This is a genomic window from Agrobacterium sp. CCNWLW155 (genome assembly GCF_036888815.1).
GTDB classification, from domain to species: domain Bacteria; phylum Pseudomonadota; class Alphaproteobacteria; order Rhizobiales; family Rhizobiaceae; genus Agrobacterium; species Agrobacterium radiobacter.
This window is the reverse complement of sequence record NZ_JBAKFW010000050.1, coordinates 1-2066: the sequence shown is the minus strand read 5'-3', so window position 1 is coordinate 2066 and position 2066 is coordinate 1. Positions and strand designations below refer to the sequence as shown.

Below are 2066 nucleotides of genomic sequence, written 5' to 3'. Positions count from 1 at the left end.
ACAGCGACAGCTTGCCGTGAGCAATTGCAAGATGCTTGAGTCGGTGGTGCGCGGCGCGGGCCCCGTTACAGCATCTCATTGTTCATAGCCAGAAGATGACGGTTGCGGCGAGAGCGATGGCGGAGAAGAAGGCCATTGGGCACCTGTCATAGCGTGTCGCGACACGCCTCCAGTCCTTGAGACGACCGAACATGATCTCGATCCGGTTGCGCCGTTTGTAGCGGCGTTTGTCGTATTTGACGGCCTTGTTCCGGGATTTCCGACCGGGGATGCAGGGAGTGATCCCTTTCGCCTGTAAAGCGTCACGAAACCAGTCGGCATCGTAGCCACGATCGGCCAGCAGCCATTTGGCCTTGGGGAATTCATCAAGCAAGGCGGCTGCGCCGGTGTAATCGCTGACCTGACCTGCCGTTATGAAGAAGCTGATCGGGCGACCATTCGCATCGGTTACGGCATGGAGCTTGGTGTTCACGCCGCCTTTTGTGCGTCCAATCAGGCGGCCCGCACCCCCTTTTTTACCCGTAGGCTGGAAGCCGTGCGGTGCGCCTTGAGATAGGTCGCGTCGATCATGATCGTCTTCAACTCTGAAGCCTCAGGGACAGCCAGGCCTTCCATCATCTGGATAAAGATGCCCTTGTCACCCCAGCGTTTCCACCGGTTATAAAGCGTCTTGGAGGGGCCGTATTCCTTCGGCGCATCGCACCACCTGAGCCCGTTGCGGTTGACGAAGATGATGCCGCTCAGAACGCGTCGATCATCAACGCGCTGACGTCCATGGCTCTTGGGAAAATAGGGCCGAAGACGCGCCATTTGCTCGTCCGTCAGCCAAAACAGATTACTCATCAGTCAGGCTCCTTCAAGCCCGCCTGAATCATATCCCTCACTTCAAATCAATGGGTCCTGACCCTAGCGGCAACAGCGCGGCTCCGATCGCGGACGCGTCTCGTGCGCAAAGCCGACAAGCATTTCGTCCAGGGGCTATTGCAGGCGTTCGGCTTGCCATGGCCTCTTGATTTTCTGCGGTGCAATATTTTCCCCAAAAAGACGGGGGGAATTTAATCCAATTTTAGACAAATGAACTGTAGTTTGCGGCATCTCCACTTCCGGCTAAAGAGGGCCGCCAGATGTCTTTCAGCATTCGTAATGTACTTGTTGGATTTTTTCTCACCATCAGCCTTGCACTTGCCGGTTTGGTCGGCAACGAAGCTTGGCGGTCCGTCAATCGCGCCGGCACATTTTCAGAGGTCGCGCAACTCGTTTCGCTCGACAAGCTTCTTTTCAACGCACTCCTGAATTTCCGCAGTGAGCGCGGGGACAGCACCACGGCGCTCACGCTCGATCCTTCGAAATCGGTGGGCAGCATCGCCAGTGTGCAGGCGGCGCGCCAGAAGGTGGATGCCGCCATCACGGCATTCCTCACGCAATCGTCGTCGATTGATGATGCCAGGCTGCAAGGGCCGCTCAAGCACGTGACAGATGTTTACGCGCAGTTCGTCGAGCTCCGAAAGAAGATTGATGCCAGTGTTTCGCAGCCGCTTGATCGGCGCGAAAGCGGGCTCGACAAGACGGTCATGACGCTCGGCGGCGACTTTCTCGCTTCTCTCGAAGCCGGTTCAACGGCGCTGGAAGGCACTGTCCGCTCCCTCGATCAGGGCCAGACCGGTTTGATCCAGCTGCGCTCCTACGGCTGGTCCGCCCGCGCACTTGGTGGCAGCGCTACTGTCATTCTCAACGGCGCCGTCGCCCAGAACCGGCCGCTCACCGCGCAGGAAATGCAGCAGCTCGTCGCGGCGGATGCCGGTGCGGCTTTCGCGTGGAAGGCGACCGGCGATCTGGTCGCGCATGAATCGACGCCGCAATTGCTCAAGGACATTTATGCTACGGCCGACAAGAGCTACTTCAACGGCGATTTCAGTTCCCAGCGCGCCAAACTCATCGACGATCTGAACAATGGCCGCGCGCCCACCTTCACCATGGACAGCTGGCGCGCCACCGTCACCGAAAATCTCGGCACGATTGCGAAAATCGCGTCCGCCGCCATGGATGTTCTGGATGCCAATGCCGAA

Annotated in this window: 1 protein-coding gene and 1 pseudogene; one reads left to right on the top strand and one right to left on the bottom strand. The window is 58.4% G+C overall.

Going from position 1 to position 2066, the window contains the following annotated elements; all coding sequences use genetic code 11:
- Nucleotides 1–82 precede the first annotated feature (82 nt).
- Nucleotides 83–843, bottom strand: a protein-coding gene (locus V6S97_RS29020; RefSeq protein ID WP_334428436.1) for an IS5 family transposase whose coding sequence is annotated in 2 segments (ribosomal slippage) — nt 83–519 and nt 519–843 — 762 coding nt in all. Because the reading frame shifts where the segments join, the coding sequence is not laid out codon by codon here.
- A 281-nt stretch (nt 844–1124) separates the two neighbouring features.
- Here V6S97_RS29020 and V6S97_RS29015 point away from each other — a divergent pair.
- Nucleotides 1125–2066: pseudogene (locus tag V6S97_RS29015) on the top strand (methyl-accepting chemotaxis protein); the annotation flags it as partial.